The 24,719-nt window shown below is 42.8% G+C and carries 24 protein-coding genes; 8 read left to right on the top strand and 16 right to left on the bottom strand.

Annotation, left to right across the window (positions count from 1 at the left end):
- On the bottom strand, window positions 1–277 hold a 277-nt coding region (locus EI161_RS07100), incomplete at its 3' end, for a helix-turn-helix domain-containing protein (protein ID WP_192528923.1).
- A gap of 167 nt (window positions 278–444) precedes the next feature.
- Window positions 445–1,326: a PHP domain-containing protein gene (locus EI161_RS07095; RefSeq protein WP_192523877.1), complete on the bottom strand. Its 882-nt coding sequence runs from the start codon at window positions 1,324–1,326 to the stop codon at window positions 445–447.
- Between the two features lie 224 nt (window positions 1,327–1,550).
- On the opposite strand from EI161_RS07095, the gene ispZ reads away from it, so the two are divergent.
- From ispZ to EI161_RS07070, 5 genes are all read left to right on the top strand, one after another.
- Complete coding sequence (ispZ, locus tag EI161_RS07090; protein ID WP_192523878.1) at window positions 1,551–2,102, top strand: septation protein IspZ; 552 nt, start codon at window positions 1,551–1,553, stop codon at window positions 2,100–2,102.
- Window positions 2,103–2,261: 159 nt separating this feature from the next.
- On the top strand, window positions 2,262–2,591 hold the full coding sequence (locus EI161_RS07085; RefSeq protein ID WP_192523879.1) for a YciI family protein: 330 nt from the start codon (window positions 2,262–2,264) through the stop codon (window positions 2,589–2,591).
- Between the two features lie 92 nt (window positions 2,592–2,683).
- Window positions 2,684–3,040 carry a hypothetical protein gene (locus EI161_RS07080; RefSeq protein ID WP_225735265.1) on the top strand — a complete coding sequence of 119 codons (357 nt, stop codon included), beginning with the start codon at window positions 2,684–2,686 and terminating at the stop codon, window positions 3,038–3,040.
- Between the two features lie 15 nt (window positions 3,041–3,055).
- Window positions 3,056–5,104, top strand: coding sequence for a tRNA (5-methylaminomethyl-2-thiouridine)(34)-methyltransferase MnmD (gene mnmD, locus EI161_RS07075; RefSeq protein WP_192523880.1), 2,049 nt, complete (start codon window positions 3,056–3,058; stop codon window positions 5,102–5,104).
- A gap of 379 nt (window positions 5,105–5,483) precedes the next feature.
- Window positions 5,484–6,128, top strand: a complete 645-nt coding sequence (locus EI161_RS07070) for a hypothetical protein (RefSeq protein ID WP_192523881.1) — start codon at window positions 5,484–5,486, stop codon at window positions 6,126–6,128.
- 306 nt (window positions 6,129–6,434) lie between these two features.
- Here the strand turns inward: EI161_RS07070 and EI161_RS07065 are convergent, their stop codons facing one another.
- The 7 genes from EI161_RS07065 to ffh form a co-directional block, all read right to left on the bottom strand.
- Entirely contained in the window at window positions 6,435–7,103 is a 669-nt protein-coding gene (locus EI161_RS07065) for a DUF4112 domain-containing protein (protein ID WP_192523882.1), read from the bottom strand.
- Between the two features lie 9 nt (window positions 7,104–7,112).
- Window positions 7,113–8,030: a 4-hydroxybenzoate octaprenyltransferase gene (gene ubiA, locus EI161_RS07060; RefSeq protein WP_192523883.1), complete on the bottom strand. Its 918-nt coding sequence runs from the start codon at window positions 8,028–8,030 to the stop codon at window positions 7,113–7,115.
- Window positions 8,031–8,119: 89 nt separating this feature from the next.
- On the bottom strand, window positions 8,120–8,359 hold the full coding sequence (locus EI161_RS07055) for a hypothetical protein (protein WP_192523884.1): 240 nt from the start codon (window positions 8,357–8,359) through the stop codon (window positions 8,120–8,122).
- Between the two features lie 77 nt (window positions 8,360–8,436).
- The gene (locus tag EI161_RS07050) at window positions 8,437–9,327 is read right to left on the bottom strand and encodes a class I SAM-dependent methyltransferase (RefSeq protein WP_192523885.1); all 891 of its coding nucleotides are present in this window, start codon (window positions 9,325–9,327) and stop codon (window positions 8,437–8,439) included.
- A gap of 83 nt (window positions 9,328–9,410) precedes the next feature.
- A complete protein-coding gene (locus tag EI161_RS07045; RefSeq protein ID WP_192523886.1) occupies window positions 9,411–10,253 on the bottom strand; it encodes an undecaprenyl-diphosphate phosphatase in 843 nt (280 codons plus the stop codon).
- Between the two features lie 180 nt (window positions 10,254–10,433).
- Complete coding sequence (gene tsaB / locus EI161_RS07040; RefSeq protein WP_192523892.1) at window positions 10,434–11,141, bottom strand: tRNA (adenosine(37)-N6)-threonylcarbamoyltransferase complex dimerization subunit type 1 TsaB; 708 nt, start codon at window positions 11,139–11,141, stop codon at window positions 10,434–10,436.
- Between the two features lie 294 nt (window positions 11,142–11,435).
- Window positions 11,436–12,986 (bottom strand): signal recognition particle protein, encoded by a 1,551-nt coding sequence (gene ffh / locus EI161_RS07035; protein WP_192523887.1) that lies wholly within the window; start codon window positions 12,984–12,986, stop codon window positions 11,436–11,438.
- 310 nt (window positions 12,987–13,296) lie between these two features.
- Between ffh and EI161_RS07030 the strand changes: the two genes are divergently transcribed.
- On the top strand, window positions 13,297–14,094 hold the full coding sequence (locus tag EI161_RS07030) for an inner membrane protein YpjD (RefSeq protein ID WP_192523888.1): 798 nt from the start codon (window positions 13,297–13,299) through the stop codon (window positions 14,092–14,094).
- A gap of 126 nt (window positions 14,095–14,220) precedes the next feature.
- Here the strand turns inward: EI161_RS07030 and purU are convergent, their stop codons facing one another.
- Together purU and EI161_RS07020 are read right to left on the bottom strand one after the other, a co-directional pair.
- Window positions 14,221–15,150 (bottom strand): formyltetrahydrofolate deformylase, encoded by a 930-nt coding sequence (purU, locus tag EI161_RS07025; RefSeq protein WP_192523889.1) that lies wholly within the window; start codon window positions 15,148–15,150, stop codon window positions 14,221–14,223.
- A gap of 208 nt (window positions 15,151–15,358) precedes the next feature.
- Entirely contained in the window at window positions 15,359–21,124 is a 5,766-nt protein-coding gene (locus EI161_RS07020; protein ID WP_192529292.1) for an Ig-like domain-containing protein, read from the bottom strand.
- Window positions 21,125–21,610: 486 nt separating this feature from the next.
- On the opposite strand from EI161_RS07020, the gene rpmB reads away from it, so the two are divergent.
- Window positions 21,611–21,847, top strand: a complete 237-nt coding sequence (gene rpmB, locus EI161_RS07015; RefSeq protein ID WP_149488796.1) for a 50S ribosomal protein L28 — start codon at window positions 21,611–21,613, stop codon at window positions 21,845–21,847.
- A gap of 133 nt (window positions 21,848–21,980) precedes the next feature.
- A complete protein-coding gene (rpmG, locus tag EI161_RS07010; RefSeq protein WP_010201403.1) occupies window positions 21,981–22,136 on the top strand; it encodes a 50S ribosomal protein L33 in 156 nt (51 codons plus the stop codon).
- 139 nt (window positions 22,137–22,275) lie between these two features.
- Here rpmG and EI161_RS07005 read toward each other — a convergent pair whose 3' ends face one another.
- From EI161_RS07005 to EI161_RS06985, 5 genes are all read right to left on the bottom strand, one after another.
- Entirely contained in the window at window positions 22,276–22,587 is a 312-nt protein-coding gene (locus EI161_RS07005; RefSeq protein ID WP_192524516.1) for a hypothetical protein, read from the bottom strand.
- Window positions 22,588–22,787: 200 nt separating this feature from the next.
- Window positions 22,788–23,099 carry a hypothetical protein gene (locus tag EI161_RS07000; protein ID WP_192524517.1) on the bottom strand — a complete coding sequence of 104 codons (312 nt, stop codon included), beginning with the start codon at window positions 23,097–23,099 and terminating at the stop codon, window positions 22,788–22,790.
- Between the two features lie 121 nt (window positions 23,100–23,220).
- On the bottom strand, window positions 23,221–23,598 hold the full coding sequence (locus EI161_RS06995) for a hypothetical protein (protein ID WP_225735264.1): 378 nt from the start codon (window positions 23,596–23,598) through the stop codon (window positions 23,221–23,223).
- A gap of 94 nt (window positions 23,599–23,692) precedes the next feature.
- Window positions 23,693–24,382, bottom strand: a complete 690-nt coding sequence (gene rpe, locus EI161_RS06990) for a ribulose-phosphate 3-epimerase (protein ID WP_192524518.1) — start codon at window positions 24,380–24,382, stop codon at window positions 23,693–23,695.
- A 58-nt stretch (window positions 24,383–24,440) separates the two neighbouring features.
- The coding region (locus tag EI161_RS06985; RefSeq protein ID WP_192524318.1) for an IS30 family transposase at window positions 24,441–24,719 on the bottom strand (279 nt) is incomplete at its 5' end.

The raw sequence follows: 24,719 nt of genomic DNA, 5'->3' as shown, positions 1-24,719 counted from the left end.
CTATTTGTTCAGGACTCCAGCTGTCTTTTAGCTTATCTGTGACCCAATCCCATACGTCAGCGATGATGCTGGGCGCATTGTTTGACCGTCTGTCACAAGCCTTGTTATTAGCATTCTTTGCTCGGTAACCGCGCAGGCCTTTATTACGCCTAAGCTCTCTTGATATGGTGCTGGGACTTCTGTTTAATGCCCTCGCTATAAATTTAATACTATGTTTTGCCCCTTTAAGGGCATAAATCTGGTATCGTTCACCTAGGCTTAGATGTGTATAGTTCATGGTTGCAATCTCACTTTGGTCGGTGGATAAAAACTTTGATGCTAGCGCATCTAGGTCTTTTTTTCACCTCACATTTGGTATTGCACTTCATGTGTTAATCTAAGTATCAAAACATTTAATGGAATTACAAGTCAATAAATAACCTTTTACTTGGCCGTGTTTCTCACCTAAGATAACGCTGAGAAAGCTTGCCAAACACCGTGTTGCTCAGTGTTCAAATGAGGCACGTCCCCCAAACGTCGCCATGGCATATTACTGCCATGAAAGTCGCTTCCTATCGACGCGGCAAGCTGGTGTTCAGCGATGCTACGATCGACCATTCTACGAGTGCTGACGGGTTCACTATTAGCTGGCAGCTCGCAAGCATCGCCGCCAAGCTGGGCAAACTCTTCAATCAGTTTACGCACGCGGGTCGCTGAGAGCTGGTAACGAGTTGGATGTGCCAGCACTGCTTTACCACCACAAGCATGGATCAGCTCGATGCCATGCTGCATCGTCAGCGCCTCAATAGCCACATAAGCAGGCTTATTATCCGCCAGATATTTATCAAAGGCTTTTTGCACAGTCTTAACCTCGCCGCGCTCAAATAACACTTGTCCAATATGCGCGCGGCCCACTGCTTGAGGGTTACCACCCGCTTTGTCACATACGGCTTGCCACAGCTCATCATAGTCAATATCTAATAACTCACTGAGCTTTTCAGTGATGCGCTGTCCGCGAGTAGCGCGGCTGTCTTGTAGTTGCTGTAGCGTGGCATGCATTTTATCAAAATCAGTAAAATCAAGTCCAAGGACATGGATGATTTTATTGGTTGATTTGTTTTTGCCATAACCTCCACTCAAGGTATGCTCACAGCTAATCTCAACCCCATTGATCAATTGTATATCGCAGGCTTCGGCGGCCGCACGCGCCTCATCGATGCCCAATAAGGTATCATGATCGGTCAAAGCCAATACGTTGATGCCCGCACTATGGGCGCGCTGTATCACCTCTGCAGGCGCATAAGTCCCATCAGAACAAGTACTGTGGCAATGTAAGTCGATTTTCATAAAACGGGCCTTAAGGTTTTGAATATGTTGTTAATTTAAAAATAGGTTCAAGTTAAATGTGCTATTAACTTAAATGTGTCCTCGTTACTAAATATTTTATCAGTAAAACGAGTGAAAGCTAGCTAAGGCGTGTCATATAAGACGATTATCGTGTTGATTGCTTTTTTTTGCCGCAGTAGACGTGTAAACTACCCCATACGTTTTTGTTGGACATCCTATTTGCTATGAAAGCCTTATTAGACTTCATTCCGTTAATCGCGTTTTTTATTGCCGCTCGTTACAATGGCATTTTAGCGGCAGCAGGCGCATTGCTCGTTGCCACTATTATCATTTATGCTATCCACTTTGTGCGTCAAAAAGGCAAGTTTGATAAACAACAGTGGGTGGTTTTATTATTAACCATCATCTTTTGCGGTGGCACGCTACTGCTGCGTGACGACATCTACTTGCGTTGGAAATCACCGATTATCAACGGTATCTTTGCCATAACACTTTTGGTAAGTGCTGCCATTAATAAGCCGCTGATGCAGTTGGCCATGAAAGATGTTTTTTCGCTGACCATGAGTGGCTGGAAAAAGCTAACCGTCGCGTGGGCGCTGTTTTTTGCCTTTATGGGCGTACTGCATTATATCACGGCATTTACCATGTCAGATGAGGCTTGGATTAACTTTAAAACCTACGGTTGGATTCCGATTATGCTGGTGTTTGTGGTTGCCCAGTTTGCGGTATTAAAAAAGCACCTCAATCCAGCACTAGGCGACAAAGCAACCAAATAACAAGCCATCAAATAATATTTATTATCATATAATAAATAACCACTTAATACTAAATTCTAATTTTGACAATGATTAATCGTCAAGACTCATTAAAAAAATGAGTAAAGGTCTTGTTATTGATTTTAGTGCTTTATTCTTATTATTAACTGAGGAAGCAGCATGGCCTTATTTGCCATTATCGGTTATGACGTCGCGGGTAGCAGTACCCAACGTCAAGTAACGCGCGCGGAACATCTTGCGCGCTTGCAAATATTACAAAGTGCAAAGCGTCTGGTTATCGCAGGTCCAACACCTATTGAGCACGGTAAAAATGAGATGTCGGGTAGCTTAATCATTGCTGACTTTGACTCTATTGACGTGGCTGAGTCTTGGGCAAACGATGAACCTTATTTACGAGATGGCGTATATAGTCATGTCGATATCAAGCCGTTTGTTCAAGCATTGCCCGCTCCTATCGATAGCTCAAATGATAAAGTAGCGACGTTGTGAGTAAGTGCCTATTTTTATCAAATGACTCTTTATCAAATCACTCTTTGTTACGCGCTCGCTGCCTCAGATTTAGTCTCGCTGGCCTAATGCTAATGGCTGCTGTTTCGGTTCAGGCTGCGCCAACGGTGACTGCTATTGATGCAAATGATTCATCAGCCGCGGTCGTCGTAAATGGGCAACCCACCCAAAACTCAGCGCTGGATATTAACGATACCTTATCGGCACAATTACAGCCATCCAACAAGGCATTATCCACTGCCAATCAGGAGCTATTAAGCCGTAATGCCCAATTGCAGCGTCAAGTGAATGACCTACAAACTCAAGTAAATGTACTTGTTTATGAGAGTAAAGGTCAGCTGTTTTTATACGGGGCATTTACCGTCTTAATCAGTTTATTGGTCGGTATTTTTATCTCGTGGCTGGTGTTTGTCCGCCGTGAACGCTGGTAATATAAGTAACTCGTCATGTCTAGTCCGAAAACTAAAAATGCTAAACCATTAAATATCATTACGCCCGCTCAGATTGAGTGGCAAGACGATGATTCCGGTAACAAAGTACCGGTGTCAGGGGAGTTTGGCGATGTTTACTTCTCACATGCTGATGGGCTGGCAGAGTCGCGCCATGTGTTTTTGCATCATAATCAAGTGCCAGAGCGATGGACAAAGCTGGAAGCGAAGCAATGTTTTACTATTGCTGAATTGGGCTTTGGTACGGGGTTGAATCTCTTGGCAACTTGGCAGCTTTGGCGTGAGCTTCGTACTCAGCAGCCTCATTTAGCCACCGCGCGCTTGCATTTTATTACTACCGAAAAATATCCTATACCCCTGAGCGACTTAACGCAGATCCTTGCTTTATGGGCACAGCGCGCTCCTGAACTGGCAGAATTGATTGAGCAACTTCTAGCCAACTATCCAGCGCTTATTGCTGGCTGTCATCGACTACAATTCATCGAAGATAACCTGACGCTTGATATCTGGCTGGGCGATGCAAGCGACAGTTTAGCGAGCTTGGATTCTGAATCAACTATTAATCGTCCTTATGTCGATGCCTGGTTTTTAGATGGCTTTGCACCTTCTTGTAATGAAACTTTATGGGCAGATAGTATATTTACCCAGATGCAGCGCCTATCACGTACTGGCACGACTGCCGCGACTTATAGCTGTGCTGGTATCGTTAAACGCGGATTACAAGCCCATGGTTTTGCGATTAAAAAGGTTAAAGGTTTTGGGCGTAAGCGCGAGATGCTCACGGCAATCATCAATGAAGATTCACAGTTGAATGAAAATACTCCAACTCTATCCAACCATCATAATCACACTATCGTAATTGGGGCTGGTGTTGCAGGACTCCTCACTGCTTGGACACTCGCCAACCGCGATATCAAGGTGACGATTGTGGATAAGGCCGCGCCGCTTGCTGGCGCATCCGGTAATCCTCGCGCCCTCCTCGCGCCAAACATGACACCTATCCATCATGTCTATGAGCACCTGCATTCCATTGGTTACTTATATAGCGGCAGACTTTATCGTTACTTTAATCAGCAAGCCGCTATTCAAAAATCACCTCTAATACTAGAGCAGACTGGCACCTTAGATTTGCTGGTAAAAACCAATATCGGTACTGAACAAATTGCTGATTATCCAAATGCGATGGCAACGACAATCAGTGCAGAAGAAGCGCGTCGAGTCAGCGGCTTAAAATCAAAGGATTTAGACGACAACTTATATCTACCACAGTCTGGCTTGGTCAACCCACAAGCACTAAAAACTATCATTCTGACGCACCCAAATATTACTTATCAGCAGCTTAACGTGACAAGTATTCAAGAAACGGCAGAACAGATTACGGTTTATGGTGATAAGAAAAATAGTAATAGCAGCCAAAAGCCGATGACTATCATCGCTGACAATGTGGTAATTTGCGCTGCCTATGAAAGCCATCAATTAGATAAACGTATCGTTGAATGCCGCACTATCCGCGGGCAGCTATCTTGGTTTACGCCGACCGCTGAACAAACAACCAAACTGCCTAAATTACCGCTCAAATATAGTGGTTATTGCGCCCCCTTTATCGGACAAGACGGTGACGCTGAGATAAATAATATTGTCGAAGGACAACCTCAGTTTTTACTTGGTGCCAGCTTTGTAGATGCTGATGCAAATATTGATATCCGCAGTGAGGAAAACCAGCAAAACTACGATAAATTGCTTGAAGATATCCCTGAGTTGAACAACGTCTTGCCAGATGATACTGAAGCATGGCAAGCACGCGCTGGTATTCGCACCCAAACGATGGATTATCACCCTCTAGTCGGCTTGCTTGCCCAAAGCAAACGGCTCTGGACATTATCGGCCATGGGCGCAAAAGGCTATGCATTAGCACCGATATGCGCTGAGGCTTTAGCAGATATGATGTTAGGCTGTTTTACGCCTTTATCTGCCGTTATGTTAGCGAGGCTGTCACCCAATCGGGCGCGGCTGCATAAGCAAGCTAAGGCTAAGCCACTTAAATAAAGCTACATAAATAAAGTCACCGAACTATAGTCGACTTATCTTTTATACGAATGATTTTTTATGACAGCGTCTGAATATGTCTTTTGTTACTTTACTTATTTTGCTGAGACATCTATCGCCCCTTTGACCTACCAGTCCATTTTAAAAGCGTGCTAGTTGGGGTAAGTATGACCGTTGCACTAATTGACGAGGTATTGTATTGAGACTAGGCGACTAGGCAGATGGCAAGGTATTTATTTATGTGAGCATAGAGAGCTTGCTGAGCAACGAAGGCTCCTGATTACCGTCAATACTTAATTTATTACATCGTCACTCGTGTTAGATTGTTCTCAGTGGTTTACTATACTTAAATAAAGCCCTATTAATGGATAGCAGTCTTATGTTAAAAAACCGTCTTTCTCTCCTCCCTAGACCCAAATCTTACTTGCATATTTTTCCTGCCATCTTTTTTAGCGTCTTACTACTTAGCGGCTGTCAAAAAAATCCAGAACAAGAAACCAGTGATGAGTCGCAGACTGAAACAGTCGTACAAACAGAACCAGTAACGTCTAATATTAATGGCTCTGATAGTGATGATACTAATATAAATGTAGATAACGCTACAGACCCTACTGAATCTAGTATTAAGACAGAACAAGATATCAATTTAACTGAGCTTGAGAACGATCTTGGCACAACCGATACCTCAGCAAATAATACTGATGCAACACCCAACCCTGAGCAAGCCATTAAAGGCGCGCAAATCACTGATGTCAACTATCGCAGTGCCACAGGCGAGACCTTATTCGTGGTTTTTGAGACCTCGGCCAAAGGTGTGCTAAACGCTATTGTGACCCTGCCTAATAAACCAAAAATAACGTTGAGCGCGCCTGAAGGTCAAGGTAACAATCCTACTTACCGCTCAGCCGATGGCAGCATGGAGCTGATCAGTCATGGCGGTGGAAGTACGATAGATCTCATGAGAAACGATAAACTGACCAGCTATGATGCGATTAGTGCTGACGCAGAAGTCATCACCGAGTAAGTTTTAGGGCGTGTCCTCATAATGATAAAATATAGTCGATACTACATATGATATAGTCAGTAAGAATTAATATCGCTACATCACGTACTGCAGGTACCGTTTCTTCTAGCTTGCTGTGCCTACGCAGACAGAGGCTGCAAAAAAACTATACCCGCAGTATCGTAGCGTTTTTAAAGTATTTTAACTATAGATATATTAGGGGCTGTATATTTTTTATATTGAACTGGCTATATGCGATAAAAAGGCGGCACACGTTAATATCGTGGCCGCCTTTTTTACTATCACTTTGACCTGCTTTGTTGTCACTTAACCAAACCCTGTGGTTGTGCCAAATAAGCCGACCAACCAGCTGGTACCTACCCACAACCCCCAGCCAATAATTAGAATAACAATTAATCCCAATATATCAGGAATATGCAGGTACAACCAAGCAACAACTGGGTTGCGCCAAAAGCGACTGTTCTGTTGCCTATCGGCTAATGACTGATGCAAAAATGGTCGATCCATATGCATGGTTTCGGTGATGCCGTACTCATCTTGTAGATGCTCATGCACGATGCTTAGCGTCTTGCGACTGGGCCGAATAAAGATATCGAGCAGCGTCCCAATACCCGGTACGATACCGACCACCATATCGATGAGCGCCAGTCTGACGGCTGGCGTCATTTTATGTACCGGAACGCCTAGCTGACGACCTAATACAAATGCATAGCTGGTCAATGCCAATCCTGCCAAATCACCCGCCAGCGGAATGGTCGAAAGAGCAGCATCAGCACCCATGCCTTGTTTGGTAAAAGGAATCCGCACCAGAGAATCCATGGTATTGGCAAACTTTGCCAATTTACGCTCGGTCGCAATAACCTGCTCGCGCGTTAGTCCATGCGCGGCTAGCTTTGCCTGATAATCTGTCTCAGGTGCATTGATATTAGCTGGCTTCTTCGCTTTTAACCTCGAAGACTTACTTAGTTTATCCATTAACTTAGTTTATCCATTAAAAGTCGTCCATAGACAAGCAATTGCGATAAGAGCAAAGACGTAACGTCCTACCCATATATTGGCTAAAAATGCTTGGAAGCAAGCCACAGCATTATAGCTGGCACACGCGCTGTTTTGCTTGGCAAACATCATGGCGACTAGCGCCATGCCAAATACGGGTATGAGCCCCAAGCTGGTTGGGGCAAAATAATGCCACAATACCGCCCCCATGATTAATAAAAATAAGGTTTGTAAGACAGAAATAATAACCACATCATAGCGACCAAACAATATCGCTGTAGACTTGACCCCTATTTTCAAATCATCCTCACGATCCGCCATGGCATATTGGGTATCATAAGCCACTGTCCAACACATATAAGCCAAGAACAGTAGCCAACACCAAATATCCGGCGCGCCCTGTATCGCCACATACGCCATCGGTATCGCCCAGCCAAAAGCAGCCGCCAAAAACATTTGCGGCAAATGGGTATAGCGCTTCATAAATGGGTAAATAAACGCTAATATAACCGCCCCAAGCGACCAGTAAAACACTACTATGGGTAAGAAAAACAATAAACTGGCGCTCAATAATACCAATACTAAAAATGCGGCAATGGCTTCTTTGCCAGAGAGACGACCATCGGCTAGCGGTCGGCCTTTGGTGCGACTCACGTGACCATCGACTTTACGATCAGCAAAATCATTAATCGCACAGCCCGCCGCCCGCATCAATATCGCACCAAGTGCAAAAATAATAAATATCTTAAGGCTGGGCAAACCTGCCGTCGCACCTTGCCGCTGCGCTTGCCCCATCGCGGCTAATAAAACACCCCATAATGTTGGCCACAACAGTAGCTCGATACCGACGGGTTTATCGAAGCGCGTCAGCTGAATATAGGCTTGTAGTTTGTCGTTAAATGTCATGGCGTTTTAATTATCATTGATAGAAAGTTTTATTTGATGGTTGATTACATAGAAGTTTGCTATATGAAACACTGAATGCATAAGCGTTGCTAGACTTGCTGCCACATTTTATTGGCTTCTATTAGCGACATCTCAGGATACTGTTTTCTTAATGCTTTGATCGCGGGTATTTTATCTTTTTTTGACGCTTGCTGACGCAAAAATGCCAATTGCTCTTGTGGATTGCTCAATTCCTTTAAACGCGCTTCAAGCCGCAAAATTCTGGTACGCAGCATAATATTGATTAACAATAAAGCCGCACCCATGGCCCAAATAATGATTACCAACATTCCCTGCTCCTAAATTTCATGGCTCTAAACTTGCCAATTCAGTCCTTTAAGCTTACTAACCAAAAGTACTCATATAATCAAACAAAATAACCATCAAAACGCACCGCTTCATTACTCCAGCTCTCGCTTGGCTCTCGATGAGCAAGTAACGGCGCAAATTGTGGACGCTTTACAATAACGCGACCTTGTTTTTGCCCCCGTTGACTGACGACACTTTGCGCGCTTTGTAGTAGTTGCTGCTCTTCATCTAGCGTCGGCGGCCGTGCCAGCTGGTGCAGGGCTTGCATGTGCTTACCGACTTTGGCCCCTTTACCCGTTTTGCTATCTTGATAGCTATCGTCTGGAAACATAGGATCCAGATATACCACATCGATTAGCTGACTACTATCAACGGAGGGGTTTTTATTAAAACTCTCAAAGTAACTGAGCGCATCGGTATTGATAATATGCAAACGTGACATCAGCTTTTGCCAGTTTGGCAGTGTACTCATACGCTGCTGCTCTGCGAGTAATAACAGCGCCATCAACGGCTGCTGCTCAAGCATAACCACATGCGCACCTGTACTGGCCAATATCAGGCTGTCATGCCCAAAACCAGCAGTGGCATCAATGATATGACTATCCGCGGTAATTTTTGCGGCTTGCAGTAATAGCTCAGACTTGCGCCCGGCACTCACCACTCGCCTCTGTAGTTTATCCCATTCAGGTGCAACGCTGAGTCCATCACTCAGCCATGAGAGCTTGTTTTTATCATCCAATAATAAAATAGGATGAGTGACAAGCGTAGTTAATTGCTGGCGGCGTTTTTGAGTCAATTTATCTGTGAGCAGCTCGGTATGTAAAATAATCGATAGCTTATACTCAGTGATTAGCGACTTTAGGCTCTCAACCTGACTTTTCTGCGACTCGCAAACATAAAATAGTTGGCAGTCCATATTAGCATTCAGTATTGGTTTTAAACGGGTCATAACCGCCATTCCTTTTTAGTATCGACAGGCGCATTGATTACCATAAAAGCCATTCCACTATAAAACCACTCTATTATAATAGCTTAACCTGCCATTTGATAACCAAAGCCCCAAGCCGCTATTAATACCAATACACCGGTGATAATACGTACCCAAGCAAAGATTTTAAAGTCACGACGGCTGACCCAAGCCACCAACAAGCGAATACAGAGTAAAGCAATGATGAATGACACCACTGTGCCAATACCTAACACCAACCAATCTTCACTACTGGTCAATACCTCATGATGCTTTAGCAAATCCAACAATGCCGCCCCTATAATGACAGGGATGCCTAAAAAGAAGGAAAACTCAGCCGACGCTTTGCGCGAGACACCAAGCCACAGCGCGCCAATAATAGTCGCACCTGAGCGTGATGTACCAGGTATCAATGCCAGACATTGAAACAGTCCAATCATCAAAGCTGTTTTTAGACTAACGTCTTCTGCTTCTTGTGCGATAATAGCCTTCGGGCGATTTTCGACATAAAATATCAGCAAACCGCCAATGATGAGCATAATCGCAACGACGATCGGGTTAAATAAATAGGCCTTAATTTCATCTGCAAAGGTGAAACCAACGATCATCACTGGAATAGTGGCGACAATTAAACTGAGTCCCAGCTGCCTTGGATTATTCATCCCTTCCGCTTTACCCGTCAGTAGCCCCATGAGCGCCTGCCATAGCCTGCCCCAATAGTCATATATGACGGCCAAAATAGCACCAATCTGCACCACCACCACAAACAAATCGACTTTTTCTTTGGTCCAAAATCCCATCAAATCAGCGGATAAAATTAAATATCCTGTACTGGAAATAGGTAAAAACTCAGTGATACCTTCAACGATACCCATGATGACAGTTTGAATTAATAAAATGATATCCACAATAGCGTTCCTAGATACAGATTTGTTGATTGCTCAATATAGCTTTTAGAGTATTTTTACATCGTACTTATAAGCAGTTCTAAATAAAATCGATACAATTGTAATAAAGTAAATAGCCACGTGCGCGCCACTCGTCTCGGTTTTAAAGTGAATCAACTATATAATTACTATATATAATTGCTACGCTTTACCTTGTTCTTTTAGCGTCTTCCACGCTTGATTGCGCAGATACTTTGGTAGCGCATGCGCAGCATCCGTCCCACCAGTCGTCATAAACTGCGCAATACCCAGCTTTCCTATTACGGTAGCATCCGGCCAAACCTCTTCATGGCAGACTTGTCCATCTTGGCTGTTTAATAATATCGAACCATTACCAACGATAGGAATGTCTAGCGCAGTCTGGCTATCATAATCAAGTAACTGCTCAGTGCTATCGTTATCGTTGGTCAATACCGGTTGCATGATAGCAGTGGGGGTCGGTTCATCATTGGCAATGACAACCTCATACTGTCCAAAATAAACTTGCTGCATACGCGCATCAAGGGCGCTATAGACGTGCGTTAAGCCATGATTTTGATACGCACATTGGGCAATTGCTTGTAAGCTTGAAACGCCGACACAAGGAATATCATGTGCCACCGACAATGCCTGTACTACGGCCGTATTAATTCGTATCCCGCTAAATGCGCCAGGACCTCGGTTAAATATGAGCGCTTGTATATCAGCAAGTGTCAGCTGAGCTTCAGATAAGGCGGCATCAATCATTGGCAGAATTTGCTGAGTCTGTTGGCGCTTGCCCGTCTCAGTATGACTCGATAGCACGTGACCACTGGCATCTAAAATCGCGACCGAACATTGATCAAACACGGTATCCATAGCTAAAAACATCATAACCTCGGCTGATAGTCTTGGCGTTACATATTCAGTTCAAAACAAAAGCGCTACGATTGTATTAAAGTGAATTCGTTATATATTGGCTTGCTCACTTGGTATTGTAAAAACGACCAGTGTCATAAAACAGCGCCTATCATAGCATTTAGGACAGATAAATTTGATGGCTTTCTGCTTTTTTCATATATTATCCATGATAATTTAGCCCAATCGAATAGCTATAAAAAACCTCAAAGCCCATTAGCTTTGAGGTTTTATCATAAAAATATTGCGAATACCAACGGCTCTTATTTAAAAACGTTTTTTAAAGCCCTTCGGTGCTTGATTTTGCATCTCTTGCATCTGCTTTTGCATCTCTTCGGTACTTGGCATATTATTTGGGTCAAGTCCCATCTGCTTTGCCATTTGCTGTGGATTCACATTTTTGGGGCCACCTTGCTGACCACTACCGCCGAATAATGGACCACCGCCACCTCCTCCAGCGCCGCCGCCACCCATTAAGCCTTGCATAGACTTCATCATTTTACCGATACCTTCAGGCTTTGAAATCATTTTCATCATTTTTGCCATTTGCTTATGTTGCTTGAGCAAACGATTGACGTCTTGAATCTCACGGCCTGAGCCAGTAGCGATACGGCGCTTACGGCTCGGATTAATTTTATCAGGGTTTTTGCGCTCATATGGCGTCATAGAATTAATCAATGCTTCCATCTCACGTACTTTCTCTTCTGGCTTAGCGTCATCAACGGCTTTTTGCATATCAGAGCCGCCCATACCTGGCATCTTGTCTAAGAAGCCTGCCATGCCGCCCATACTCTTCATTTGCTGAAATTGGGTCAGTAGATCCTCAAGGTCGAAATCACCGCCCTTCTGCATCTTTTTCGCCATTTTTTCGGCTTTATCACGGTCAATTTTTTGCTCAACTTCTTCAACCAGACTCAGTACGTCACCCATGCCAAGAATACGCTGGGCGATACGCTCAGGATGGAACAGCTCTAGCGCGTCGAGTTGTTCACCGCGACCTAAAATCTTAATCGGTTTACCAGTGATGGCGCGCACAGATAACGCAGCACCACCGCGCGCATCACCATCAGTTTTGGTTAAGATAACACCCGTCAACGGCAAAGCATCGTTAAAAGCTTTGGCAGTATTAGCCGCATCTTGACCGGTCATAGCATCGACGACAAACAGCGTCTCAGAAGGATTGACCGCAGCAGTCAAGGCCTTAATCTCATCCATCATGGTGTCGTCAATATGCAAACGACCCGCAGTATCAATAATCAAGATGTCTTGATATTGAATTTTAGCCTCTTCGATAGCGCGTTTGGCGATGTCAATCGGGTTTTCATCGGTCGTTGATGGCACGAACTTGGCATTGACCTGCCCTGCTACTTGCTCAAGCTGCTGAATCGCCGCCGGACGATAAACGTCGGCAGAGACCAGCATGACTTTTTTCTTATGCCGCTCTTGTAAAAACTTAGCCAATTTACCCGCCGTGGTGGTTTTACCCGCCCCTTGCAAGCCCGCAAGCAAATAAACAACGGGTGGCTTCCCAGTCATCTCAAGTTGTTGATTGGCACTGCCCATCATTTCGGTCAGCTCGTCATGGACGATTTTGACGAACGCCTGACCTGGTGCTAACTCTTTGAGCACTTCGGCACCAAGCGCTTGCTCTTTAACACGTTTTACAAAATCGCGAGTGACAGGCAGTGCCACATCGGCTTCTAGCAGCGCCATACGCACTTCACGCAAGGTGTCTTTGATGTTGTCTTCGGTCAACTGTCCAGTCCCAACGATATTACGCAGGCTCGATGATAGGCGTTCTGTTAAGGTATCAAACATAAATAACTCTCAGTTAAAATAATTCTCAGTTAAACCATCTAAATGGTCTATAAATAATCTTAGGATATATTAGGTCGCTTTTTTATAAAAGCAGTTATAAAAACCATTGCAAAAAACGATACATTATCAATACTATAGCATTAGGACATGTCGCAAAACGCTTGATTCTTAAGCTTATATATAAAGGAATAAGCAAGATGGCACTCAATTGGTGGCCATTTTATGATAAATTGGATGATTATTCTAATAATACCACTTTAGCATTAAATTGAGCGGCTTTTTGCGCTCATTATGAGATGAGGTTCTTATCTTGCAACTTGTATTCTTACTTGCTGGTATGGCTTATCTCTTAGTCAGCATTCACATTGGTTGGGCGCTGATTCAGAATAAACCCATTTATAAAAGCATAAGCTTAGGCCTATTGTCTATAGGTATGTTGGCGCATGCGACGCTACTTTATCCGCACGTGGTCACCCTTTATGGACTAAATTTTAACCTGTTCAATATCATCAGCTTGATCAGTTTATTTTTCTTATTTTTTTACGTCATGTTTTCTCTATACCGGCCTATTGTTAGTCTAGGCATCTTAGCCGCACCAACCGCATTCATAGGTATGGTAGTCGGCTATATTGGCCGTGCGCCTTATCGTCCGATTACTGATATCAGTATCGGGCTGGAAGCTCATATATTGCTATCGCTTGCTGCCTATTGTGTGCTGCTGATGGCCGCAGTACAAGCGCTGTTTTTGCGTCTACAAATCCGTGAGCTTAAGCATCAATCGATTCATCGATTTTGGGTCAATAAGCTGCCCTCTTTGCAAAGCATGGAAAGTCTGTTATTTGATATGCTGTTGGTCGGTTTTGTTCTGCTCAGTATCGCCCTCGGCATTGGCATTGGCATTATCTATGTAGAAGACTTGATGGCACAACATCTTGCCCACAAAACTGTGTTTAGCCTGCTGTCGTGGTTATTATTTGGCGCATTGCTTTTAGGAAACTGGCGTGCAGGATGGCGTGGTAAGCGTGCCGCGAATATAACTATCTACGCTTTTATATTATTGGCGATTGGCTTTGTCGGTAGCAAGTTTGTGTTAGAGATGCTGTTATAAAACCACTTCTGCAGTAGTAGCATAGTAAAAAGCCGCAAGTATTATCATTTAATACTCGTGGCTTTTTTATTGAATATCTTTTCTTTTAATGGGCTATTCTCAATGTAAAACTACTTTAATTAGAAGCTAATTAAAAACCACTGTTTTATTTCCTGTCACAATCACGCGATTTTGCACATGCCAATTGACGGCACGCGCCAATACATTGCGCTCGATATCACGACCAATAGCTCGCAATTCCACTACCCCTTGGCGATGAGTCACACGGTGGACATCTTGCTCGATGATAGGCCCTTGGTCAAGCTCGGCCGTGACATAGTGCGCCGTCGCGCCGATGAGTTTGACGCCTTTATCGTAAGCTTGACGATAAGGGTCAGCGCCAACAAACGCTGGCAAAAATGAATGATGAATATTAATAACCTGCATCGGCCAACGTTTGACAAAATCAGACGACAATATCTGCATATAGCGCGCCAATACCAGCAAATCATTGCCAGCCATCAACTGATGAATCTGCGCTTCTGCCTCCACTTTATTGTCTTTGGTCACAGCAACATGATGGAAGGTAATACCAAAATTCTCTACCGCTTGACGTAAGTCTTCATGGTTACTGACGACCGAAGTTATCTCACAATCGAGCAATCCGCGCTGATGACGCCATAGCAAGTCTAATAAGGCATGGTCAAATTTAGATACTAAGATACCGACTTTGGTCTTAATCGCATTATTATGTAAGCGCCATTCCATATTATGGCGTTTGGCAACTGTATGGGCAAAGCTGGCTTCAAAGTTATCAATAATCTCACTCAACCCTGCTAAAGCAAACTCTAAACGCATAAAGTACTGACCGCCTTCGTGTGCGGTTGAGTACTGATCTAGGGTGATAATATTAGCGCCGTAGCGATGAATGAACTCAGATACCGCCTGTACAATACCGGCTTGATCGCGGCATTTAATAAGTAGCGTGGCGGTATCGATGGCTGTTTTATTAGATGAATTATTAAATAGTGTCGAAGATGAGTTTTTCGATGAGGTAATCGTTGCAGTGTCTGACATAGTACGCCCAATTAAAAATGAAACTTGCCTCTGACATTAAATGCTATCAGCAGCAAAGCAAACCGACTATTCTAATCGCTTTTACAAAAATTTGCTGATTGAGTTGATTGTTTTTAGTTATTGAGGTTATAAATACAAAAACCCCCAACGCGAGGCTGGGGGTTTTTGTATTTATAAATAACAAACTTTTATTCAGGGTATCTAATGGCTATTCGACTTTTAATACTTTACTAAACATTCTAAATCCATTATTAGTAACAGTCACTGTATCCCCTCTACTATATGCCTCGTTGAAGTTCATGATGTATGAATTGTAACCTTGCTGATGCTTGTTGAATGTTGTTTCCCCATTCCACAGAATAGAATAGTTAGGTGAATAAGGTGTCAAAGTGACTGTAGTCGATGCAGGAATTTTAGGCCTTTTCAAGTTGTCTTTTTCCTGAATATCAATATTTACGCTATTCACACAGATTGCACCACCAGCACCAAATGGACTTTCATTATCAATCCATGGGGTTTGAAGGTTTGAGCCATTAATGATCAAGTCACTTTCAGCTGATGGCAGGGTGTAGTTGATGCTTTGAGTGCTCTCACTACCATTTAAGAAGGTAGTGGCATCAAAACGTACTTTTACCCAGTTTGAATAGCGCATTGGGTAACGAATTTCAAAGTCAGCACGACCTTCATCATCCGTCACGAAAGTATAACCATCATCAGATAATGTACCACCAATAATAGCGACAGGATTAATAGCATCCAAGCTATCGTTGCCATTTTTATCTTCATTTAAGATTGGGTCTTTGTCTAAGGTGTAATTGTAATTACTATCCTCTGTTGGCTTCCAACCAGATCTTGAAGACTCAGATGTTTTTTCAGACTTTTGTAAAGGATCGGGAGTGCTGTCTAGTATAGGATCATCATTTTTATCTTTGACTACCTCGCCATCTTCATCAAGCTTAGGCACAGACGCCTTTTGATACGTGACAGTACTTTCTAACAAGCAGTATTTACCTTGTGCGTATTCAACTGCATAAGACTTAATAGACACTTCTTTATTTGGTACGGCGCGACCTGAGCCGTCCATGACAGAGATAGAACCACGTACTGTGTAATAAATATCATCAGAGGATAGTTTATTGGCAAATGCTAAAGTGGTATAGACCGCTTCCTCAGATACGGTAATGTTGGTGGTTTTAGTACCGATATTCGCACTATCATTTAACAAACGTCCATTGATGACTACGCCGCCAATCGGTGAGCTAGCATTGGCTGTATAAACCACACGTGCTTCACCTCTACGGTCTGTTATCGCGGTAGCAGCCGATAAGCGCCCTGCTGATGAGTCTGATGCACGGCTAAAGACGACTGTCTGACCTTCGACAGGCACATCATTTTTATCTTTGACCGTGGCAACTACTTCGGTGCTGCTACCTGGAGTGATAACTGATTTAACTGTTTGGAATAGCATCTTCGCAGGTGTCGTAGCACGGAAGCGTGTATCGGCTGTTACTTGATATTTTGGCTGACCATTTACATTCTCACCTAAAATGGTCGCTTGTAATACGGTAGTACCAGCAAGGCCAGACTTTAACCATACTTTTACAGTAACGACATTATCTTTAATATCGCTCGTTTTGATAGGCTTGCTGACAATGACCTTATCGGTAAACTTGTCTAAATAGTTGGGGATTAAGCTACCGATAGTCGTTTGTACCTCAACCGCCTTCCCTACAAGTTTTGCCGCCTGCTCTGCGCTATCAGCACGAATTTGTATTTGAATCTCTTGTGGCTCATTAACGTCATAAGTATCTTCAATGTTTATAAAACTGATACCCGCTTGCGAGACTTTAATCAAATCAATACTACTGATACTGCGCTGATCATTGATTTTATTTTCACCAAATGCACGAGCATAGACTTGCAGGTTACCATTGCTATCAAAGGTGAGCTTGTCTTCAGACAGTTCAAAGACCGCCTGTCCATCAGCATTAGTAGTTGCTGTCGCTGTTGGCGCAATAATGGTGCCATCAGCATTGACCAGCTCCATATCAGCATTAGCAATCGCTTGCCCTGCGCCATCGATAAGGGTGGTGCTAATAGTAGTGGCTTGACCATCTTTAAGCTTAGTTTCTGATGCGGTGATATCAATAATAGTACCAATCGCAGACAAACTTAGCGTTTTCCTTTCACGAACTTCTAGTGTTACGTCACCTTTAGCATCATAAACTGGCGTCGTAATCTTAGCTTCAATATCAATGGCATGATTTAAGCGCGCGTTGATGTTATTGGCCGCCAAAAGGATACCGACGTCAATTTGACCGTTGGCGTCAGTGGTAACCATACTTGGAGTGGTCAATGCCGCGCCGCTAGCAGCGAGATTGGCAATGCTCAGCTGTACTGGCACGCCTGCTAAGATACCGCCATTGCTATCGGTCACGCGGAAGGTTGCGTTGGTCTGGTCACCGCCGGTCGTCAATGTGGACTTGTCTGAGGTGACTAGTATTTGATAGTTATCGATAGTTGCGGTATCGACGGCGACGATATAGCTTTGCTCTAATTTAGTATTTTTAGCAGTGGTCGTGGTTGCCGTTAGCTTAATACCTTTTTCAAGCAAGGCCTGATCGACGTTTGCGCCTGATTCAAGCTTTAGATCAAAGGTAGCCACGCCATCACTGTTAGTCGTCGCCGTACCGTTGGTTATGCTAACGCCCGTTTTAATTGGTTCATCAACGTTTAAGCGAACCTCGCGACCCTTAACAGCGCTATCTTTATCAGCGACGCGTACAAACACTTTAAAGCTATCACCTTTGGTATTGACGACTTTATTGGCGCCGATAGTTAGGTTTTCTTTAGTACCATTAAGATCTGGAGTTTCCGTACTGACAGTAGCACTTTTAGTAACGATATTGCCACTAGCGTCCGCGGCTGATAACACAATATCAAAACTATTCCCAATGGCCTTTTTCTGATCCTCAGTTAAGTTATTGGGTACGGCAATAGTAAATACGGCTTTACCCGAATTATCAGTCGTTTGGCTACCAGATACCAAGGTAACCCCTTTACTGGCGACAGTAGCTGGCAGCGCAAGAAAAACTTTTTGACCAGTAACGATATTGTTATCTTTGTCTTGTGCAATCACCGTTATTTGTGTCTCACCACCATTTAAATTCAACGGTTCTGATTGGGTGTTGCTCAACAAGACGGCTGCGGTCATAGACTGGACTTCGACAGTTACCTTTTGTGTTTTACCCGTTACTGACTCAGTCAGTGTTGCTGTTAGAGATTTACCTTTTAATGCTTCTTTTTCATCATCAGTCAAGTTACTAGGCACGACAATATCAAAGCTAACGACACCATTATCATCAGTATCCGCTTTAATATTTGCTGAACCTAGTTGTCCATTAACGGTCAATAATTGTGCCAATTTATTATTATCAAACACTAAACTGACAGCTTGACCACCAATTAAAGTCTTATCAGTTTGATTGTTCAACTGAGCTTGAATGACTTTGTTATCACCCACATTGTTGAGTTTATAAGTCGCTTGATTACTGCTGTTTAAGATATCTAATACAACTTTGGGTTTACTGATAGCGACTTTTTTTATTACAGAGTCATATTTGATACCGCTTTCAACATAAGACAGTTGGTAATTGATACCCGCAGCTTTCAAGTCAGTACGCTGTGCGGTAGTGAGTCCTTCTGGAATAGTAATTTTAAAGGTAGTCTCACCATTAAAATCAGTACTGTTGCTGACTTTGTCGAGCGTGACGCCATAGTCTTGTGCTTTTTTACCCAGTTGGATACTAACTTCTTTGTTTTTAATCGGCTGATTAGGTTCTTGTTTGTCTGTTAGTCTGACATTCACAAAGCCACTACCGCCAAGCTCACTAATTGTTGGGCTTGTAATAGTGGAAAACTCTAAGCTCGTTGCTGGCTGAACTACATCAACTTTCTTTTCAATTTTTGCTTCCTTACCATCACCATCTATTAAGATAGCAGTGTAAGGAATATCCGAGTCAACTAGCGCTGTCCGCTCTTCTTTACTTAGATCTTGACTAAGGTTGACGGTAAATTTCGCATTACCGGCTTCGTTTGTTGTTTGTTCATTACCTTGAATGCTGACTCCCGGCAAACCCTTAATCACAAGTTTTATTTTTTCCCCAGCTGCGGCATTACCGTTAGAGCGTTTAGCAGATACTTGGATCTCAAACTGCTTGTCTGTGACAGTGACCACCTTAGGTGAGCTGATAGAGGTTAGTTTGATATCGCTTTTTTCTACAGCTGAACTAATTTCTATAGACGAGCTGCTAATAGTACTACTTGCACCCGATGCTTCAACCGCTTTAGCAGTTAACACAAAGTCTTTTTTCGCTTCCAGCTTATCTCTCTGTGATTTAGTCAAACCTGCTGGAACACTAACTTTATAACTGACTACACCTTTACTATTGGTAGTTTGTGTCGCAGCACTATCTAAAGTCAGTAAGCCAGAGTCGACTAGAGCTTTTGGCAAAGTTGCTGTGACATCTCGATTAGCAATTACCCTACCATTTTTATCATTTACTCGGAAGCTAATAATAGCGCTGTCACCTGAGCTTGATAATTGTTTTTTACTACTATCATTAAAACTGATGTCATACTTTGCAGCGGGTATCTCAACGCCACTCTTATCCTTTGCTACAGTCACTGAATGATTGGGCTCAGACAACGTTACCGTGTAACTGATACCATCTTTAGCAAGCGCCTTGCGCTCTGCTGCTGTTAATGTTGGAGCTACAACGATATCTACTACCGCTTGTCCTTTGGCATCAAGGGTGAGCGTCTCAGTGCTTAAACTTACGCCTTCGATGGTTTTATTGAGCTTAATAGATACCTTTGCCTCATTGATTTTTGTCGGTACTTTATTGTTGGCAGGGCTAGCATTAATAGTGAGTGTTTGTTTCTCACCATAGGCATTGATAGCATTTGAGTTGCCAGAGATGGCAAGCTTATAATCTGATACAGGTATTGCAACAGATAACGTTCCTTCTTTTTTCTTAGTTGCGCCATTTTTTTCTTTGATATTAATAGCGTAAGCAACGCCTCGTAGCAGCTTGTCACGCTCAGCTTTGGTTAAGTTCTCATCAATTTTTACATTAAAGGCTGCGATACCATTCGTATCAGTGGTTTTGTTATTACCACCGATAATGGCAATGCCTTTGATATCGGCAATACCCATGCCAACAGTCACATCTTTTACACGCGCGCCGTCGGTATTTTTGACAATAACATTAAACTTAGCTGTATCACCGTAGGGATTCAGCTTATTATTAGAGACAGAAGTGGTTTGTAGATTATTTTCTATATTAAGCTTACTAACTATTGCCGCTTGTCCACCATCACCACTGCCTTCTTTACTAACACGAACGGTTGTGACCTGAGTAATTTCTGAGCCATCTGAGGACTGTTTGGCGACTGCTTTTAATCCAAAACCATTTTCGATCAAGTCCGCTTTTTGTTCCTCATCGAGTACTAATGGGTTGAGCTTAAGCTCGTAGGTAGCCTCACCTTTGTCATCAGTACTCTGAACACTAGCGCCCTGAATAGTCACCCCAGTATTAGTAGAATCATCAACACTCAAGCTCACCGACCTGTTAATCGCCGCACCACCTGATTTTGCCACTGCTTTGACGGTGACATTAAATGTAACAGGCTCATCGGTCAGCTTGATATTGGTTGGATCGGTATAAAGTTTTTGTAGGCTAAAATCTTCTGCAGGTGTCTGTTCGCCACCATTATCGTTACCGCCGTTATTATTGCCACCATTATCGTTACCGCCTGTGCCGGTACCTGGTTGTACGCCCAAATCAGGTTCAGGGGCGATAGAATCGACTGTATCACCATCCCCTCCACCACAACCTGCTAATGCTAGCGCCAAAGTCAAAGAAGTGAGCTGAAATAACTTAGAAGGAAGAGATAGTGAGCTGTAGGACATGTGTTGAACTCCGCGTCGGCAGTAATTTATTCGAGTAAATAAGCAAAAATCATTACACAGAATCATAGTAGATTGGTAATGATACATAGATTTACAGTAATGCCAGTTATATTAACAGATTGTATTAAATATATAACAGCAACTTTACTAACTTTTGTTATAACTTACAACTAAAAATTAATCTTTACTATTAAATAATCAACAACATAGCGGGCTCATTTCAAGGTATAATGGCTGTCCTTTAAACCAACAATAATCATAAAAATATTTGAGTATCCCTCTCTTTTATGGTATAAATGTCGGCTTTAAAATTTTCTGAATTGGTCAGCCTGTTATTTGCCTTTAGATGACAGTCATACCAGCTCAACCTTCATATAGTTTTGTTTGGTGCAAAGCTTGCCGCTTGCTGTGTCCATGCCGCAAAAACGTGCAACTTGCCCAGACTGGTATGAGAAAAACTCATACCTCATAGATTAGGAGTTCGCCATGTCTCGAGTTTGCCAAGTGACTGGAAAGCGCCCTATGGTGGGTAATAATGTTTCGCACGCAAACAACAAAACCCGTCGTCGCTTTCTACCAAACCTTCATAACCATCGTTTTTGGGTAGAGTCTGAAAATCGTTTTGTACGTCTACGTGTGTCTACCAAAGGTATGCGCACCATTGACAAACTTGGTATCGATAAAGTGTTAGCGGATCTACGCGCACAAGGTCAAAAAGTATAAGTTAAGACTGGCAGCTTAAGCCCTCGAACATCTTCGTCGTTTAAGCTGCTTTTCTGCTACATTATTTGTGGCAACTGAATACTTTAGATCCGTACCTATCGTTTGAAGACCCCTCATTTACAGGAAAGCTATCATGAGAGATAAAATTAAATTAGTATCAACTGCTGGTACTGGCTATTACTACACCACTACCAAAAACAAGCGCACTATGCCTGGCAAAATGGAAATCAAAAAGTTTGATCCAAAAGTACGCCAGCACGTGATCTTTAAAGAAGCTAAAATCAAATAGTTGCTATTATCTATAGAAACTATTTTTATAGATACTTTCTATAAACAAACTATTTGCAATAAAAAAGGGTATATCCATTGATATACCCTTTTTTATGCGCGCGATTTTAAGTGTCTGTTATTATTAGATAGACTAAATATTAACTATAATGCGTTGGCTCTTTATCATAGACATGCGCGTGCCATTGACTCATTTGCTTTTGCATGATGACCTGAATCGCCGCATGAATCATATGCTGACCAATCGCTTGGGTATCACTGCCTAATATCTCTTTGAGCTTTTCAGAAAAATCAATGGTCATCAGCGGCGCTTCATCTTGTTCAGCGTCACGTAAGAGCAATCTGCCATCCTCTGCTTCCACCAGCTCAAGCGTGGTTTCTTTAGCAAATCCTGCAAACTGGTCAGCACTGTCGTTATCTACTTCTATTTCATTATCAATATCGTATGGCATCAATTTTTTCCTTATTATCCCGTTTCATACCTGTAAAACCTTATAATCTAATGTATCACAGCTATCATCCTACAGTCATGCGGGCAAAACGTTCTTATTCATACAATGGACGCTTTAAGCCTACAATTCAAGTGCTGTCATATAAGTCTTTTGCAAAACCGATATTTAACCGTATCGACTACATAAAAACGTATCACGGATTAACGCCAATAGCGCAGTTTTGCCATAGTAAATAAAAAGGCAACAAACATACCAAGATAGTACATGAGCTTTAGCTCTAACGTCGGGTCACGGTATTTGAAAGGTAAGGCAACCGCCGCCGTAGCGGTAGGGAATATGAGCAGCATAAGCAGCCAGTTTTCGATAACATTGAGCCAACCTTGTAAATCTGTACCGTTACGCAGTGAGGCCAGTCCTAACAGCAAACAAGCTATAATCAAGCTAGTAAATAAGCCATTTGGTAGGTCTTTTGGATAAATGATATTGGCAATTTTGGTTGGTATGATTCGCATGTAAAATTCCAGTCACGCGATAGTAGCGTCACTTATTAATGAATAATAAATTCCTGATGGGAGATAATTTCGCTAGCAATTTGCTTTAATCTTCAAAAATAGCAGATTAGCTGGCATAGGACTAACTGTAAGTTCCCATCAACCAAAGCATCGAGATACAAGCGGTCAAGTAGCCCAAACTAATGGCATTCCAGCTTTCTATATGCATACCTTTGACCTTGTTGAGCACACGTGAGCCGATCCAAAAAAACAGGGGAATACCAATCATAAATGCCGGTACAATGACCACAGCGTGGCGTAATACTTCACCAGTGTCATCACCCACCATCAAACGAAAGCCATAACCTGCAAGACTGAGTACAAGCGCAAAAACAGCCAGCCCAATGGTAATACCTTTGGGGACTAAGCTAGGCTTTTTTGGCTCATTCTGAAGGGGTTGCTCAGGACTGTTTACTGCTTCAGGCGGTATTGACGAGTTAATTGGTTTTTTCGTGTCCATATTTCACCTTTACATGACTTATCGTTGTACATGGCTGCACATCGTTATATAAAATATCTTAACATTATATAATGATTATTCAATGTAATGGCTGTTAATGCCCATTAGCCAATGCCAGCTCTACACGCATGGCATCGATAGCAGACTTATAGTCTTCTTGGTTAAATATGGCTGAACCAGCGACGAACATATCAGCACCCGCTTCGGCAATCGCGCGAATATTACTGGCTTTGATACCACCATCGACTTCTAATCTGATAGGGCGACCACTGGTAATGATACGCTGACGGACTTGGCGCACTTTATCTAAAGTGCCTTCAATAAACGACTGACCACCATAGCCTGGATTGACACTCATCAGTAAGATTTGATCCACTTTATCCATCACATAATCTAAATAATGTAGCGGCGTTGCTGGATTCAGGACCAAACCGCACTCTGCCCCGCCATCTTTAATCAACTGCAAAGAGCGATCGACATGGCCGCTGGCTTCTGGATGAAAAGTGATGATGCTCGCACCTGCTTCTAAAAACTGCTCAATCATACTATCAACGGGGCTAACCATAAGGTGTACATCGATTGGTGCATCAATGCCATAATCTCGCAGCGCTTTACAAATCATACTACCAAACGTCAGGTTGGGCACGTAATGATTGTCCATTACATCAAAATGAATCACATCGGCACCCGACTCTAGTACCTTTTCAACCTCTTCGCCTAAACGCGCAAAATCAGCTGATAAAATAGAAGGGGCGATTAAATATGGTTTAGAAGGGCTATTCATAATTGAGCTACCTGATTGAGGTTTATATAAAGCTTAGATTAACACACCAAGTGCAACGCTAAATTATATTATAGAACACCTGATTGGGCGTTTTAAACCCTAAGCGTTTTCTTGGTCTGTTGTTTAGTTTATTCTCAATGTCCTGTATCTCATTATCAGAGACTTGTCTAAAGTCACAACCCTTAGGCAAGAACTCTCTGATTAAGCCGTTAGTATTCTCGTTGGTTCCTCGCTGCCATGACGCATAAGCATCGGCAAAGAAGAAGGAAGTAAAGAGCTTTCGTTTCACCTTCTTATGCTGAGCAAACTCTTTACCATTGTCAGAGGTAATGGTCTT

Origin of the sequence: Psychrobacter sp. FME5 (assembly GCF_014861375.1) — a bacterium.
Lineage (GTDB): Bacteria > Pseudomonadota > Gammaproteobacteria > Pseudomonadales > Moraxellaceae > Psychrobacter.
This window is presented reverse-complemented; position numbering and strand designations above follow the sequence as displayed.

Coding starts and splice junctions, on each gene's coding strand:
- EI161_RS07095 (WP_192523877.1), bottom strand. CDS start 1,326: ATGAAAATCGACTTACATTGCCACAGTACTTGTTCTGATGGGACTTAT.
- ispZ (WP_192523878.1), top strand. CDS start 1,551: ATGAAAGCCTTATTAGACTTCATTCCGTTAATCGCGTTTTTTATTGCC.
- EI161_RS07085 (WP_192523879.1), top strand. CDS start 2,262: ATGGCCTTATTTGCCATTATCGGTTATGACGTCGCGGGTAGCAGTACC.
- EI161_RS07080 (WP_225735265.1), top strand. CDS start 2,684: ATGGCTGCTGTTTCGGTTCAGGCTGCGCCAACGGTGACTGCTATTGAT.
- mnmD (WP_192523880.1), top strand. CDS start 3,056: ATGTCTAGTCCGAAAACTAAAAATGCTAAACCATTAAATATCATTACG.
- EI161_RS07070 (WP_192523881.1), top strand. CDS start 5,484: ATGTTAAAAAACCGTCTTTCTCTCCTCCCTAGACCCAAATCTTACTTG.
- EI161_RS07065 (WP_192523882.1), bottom strand. CDS start 7,103: ATGGATAAACTAAGTAAGTCTTCGAGGTTAAAAGCGAAGAAGCCAGCT.
- ubiA (WP_192523883.1), bottom strand. CDS start 8,030: ATGACATTTAACGACAAACTACAAGCCTATATTCAGCTGACGCGCTTC.
- EI161_RS07055 (WP_192523884.1), bottom strand. CDS start 8,359: ATGTTGGTAATCATTATTTGGGCCATGGGTGCGGCTTTATTGTTAATC.
- EI161_RS07050 (WP_192523885.1), bottom strand. CDS start 9,327: ATGACCCGTTTAAAACCAATACTGAATGCTAATATGGACTGCCAACTA.
- tsaB (WP_192523892.1), bottom strand. CDS start 11,141: ATGTTTTTAGCTATGGATACCGTGTTTGATCAATGTTCGGTCGCGATT.
- ffh (WP_192523887.1), bottom strand. CDS start 12,986: ATGTTTGATACCTTAACAGAACGCCTATCATCGAGCCTGCGTAATATC.
- purU (WP_192523889.1), bottom strand. CDS start 15,150: ATGTCAGACACTGCAACGATTACCTCATCGAAAAACTCATCTTCGACA.
- EI161_RS07020 (WP_192529292.1), bottom strand. CDS start 21,124: ATGTCCTACAGCTCACTATCTCTTCCTTCTAAGTTATTTCAGCTCACT.
- rpmB (WP_149488796.1), top strand. CDS start 21,611: ATGTCTCGAGTTTGCCAAGTGACTGGAAAGCGCCCTATGGTGGGTAAT.
- rpmG (WP_010201403.1), top strand. CDS start 21,981: ATGAGAGATAAAATTAAATTAGTATCAACTGCTGGTACTGGCTATTAC.
- EI161_RS07005 (WP_192524516.1), bottom strand. CDS start 22,587: ATGCCATACGATATTGATAATGAAATAGAAGTAGATAACGACAGTGCT.
- EI161_RS07000 (WP_192524517.1), bottom strand. CDS start 23,099: ATGCGAATCATACCAACCAAAATTGCCAATATCATTTATCCAAAAGAC.
- EI161_RS06995 (WP_225735264.1), bottom strand. CDS start 23,598: ATGGACACGAAAAAACCAATTAACTCGTCAATACCGCCTGAAGCAGTA.
- rpe (WP_192524518.1), bottom strand. CDS start 24,382: ATGAATAGCCCTTCTAAACCATATTTAATCGCCCCTTCTATTTTATCA.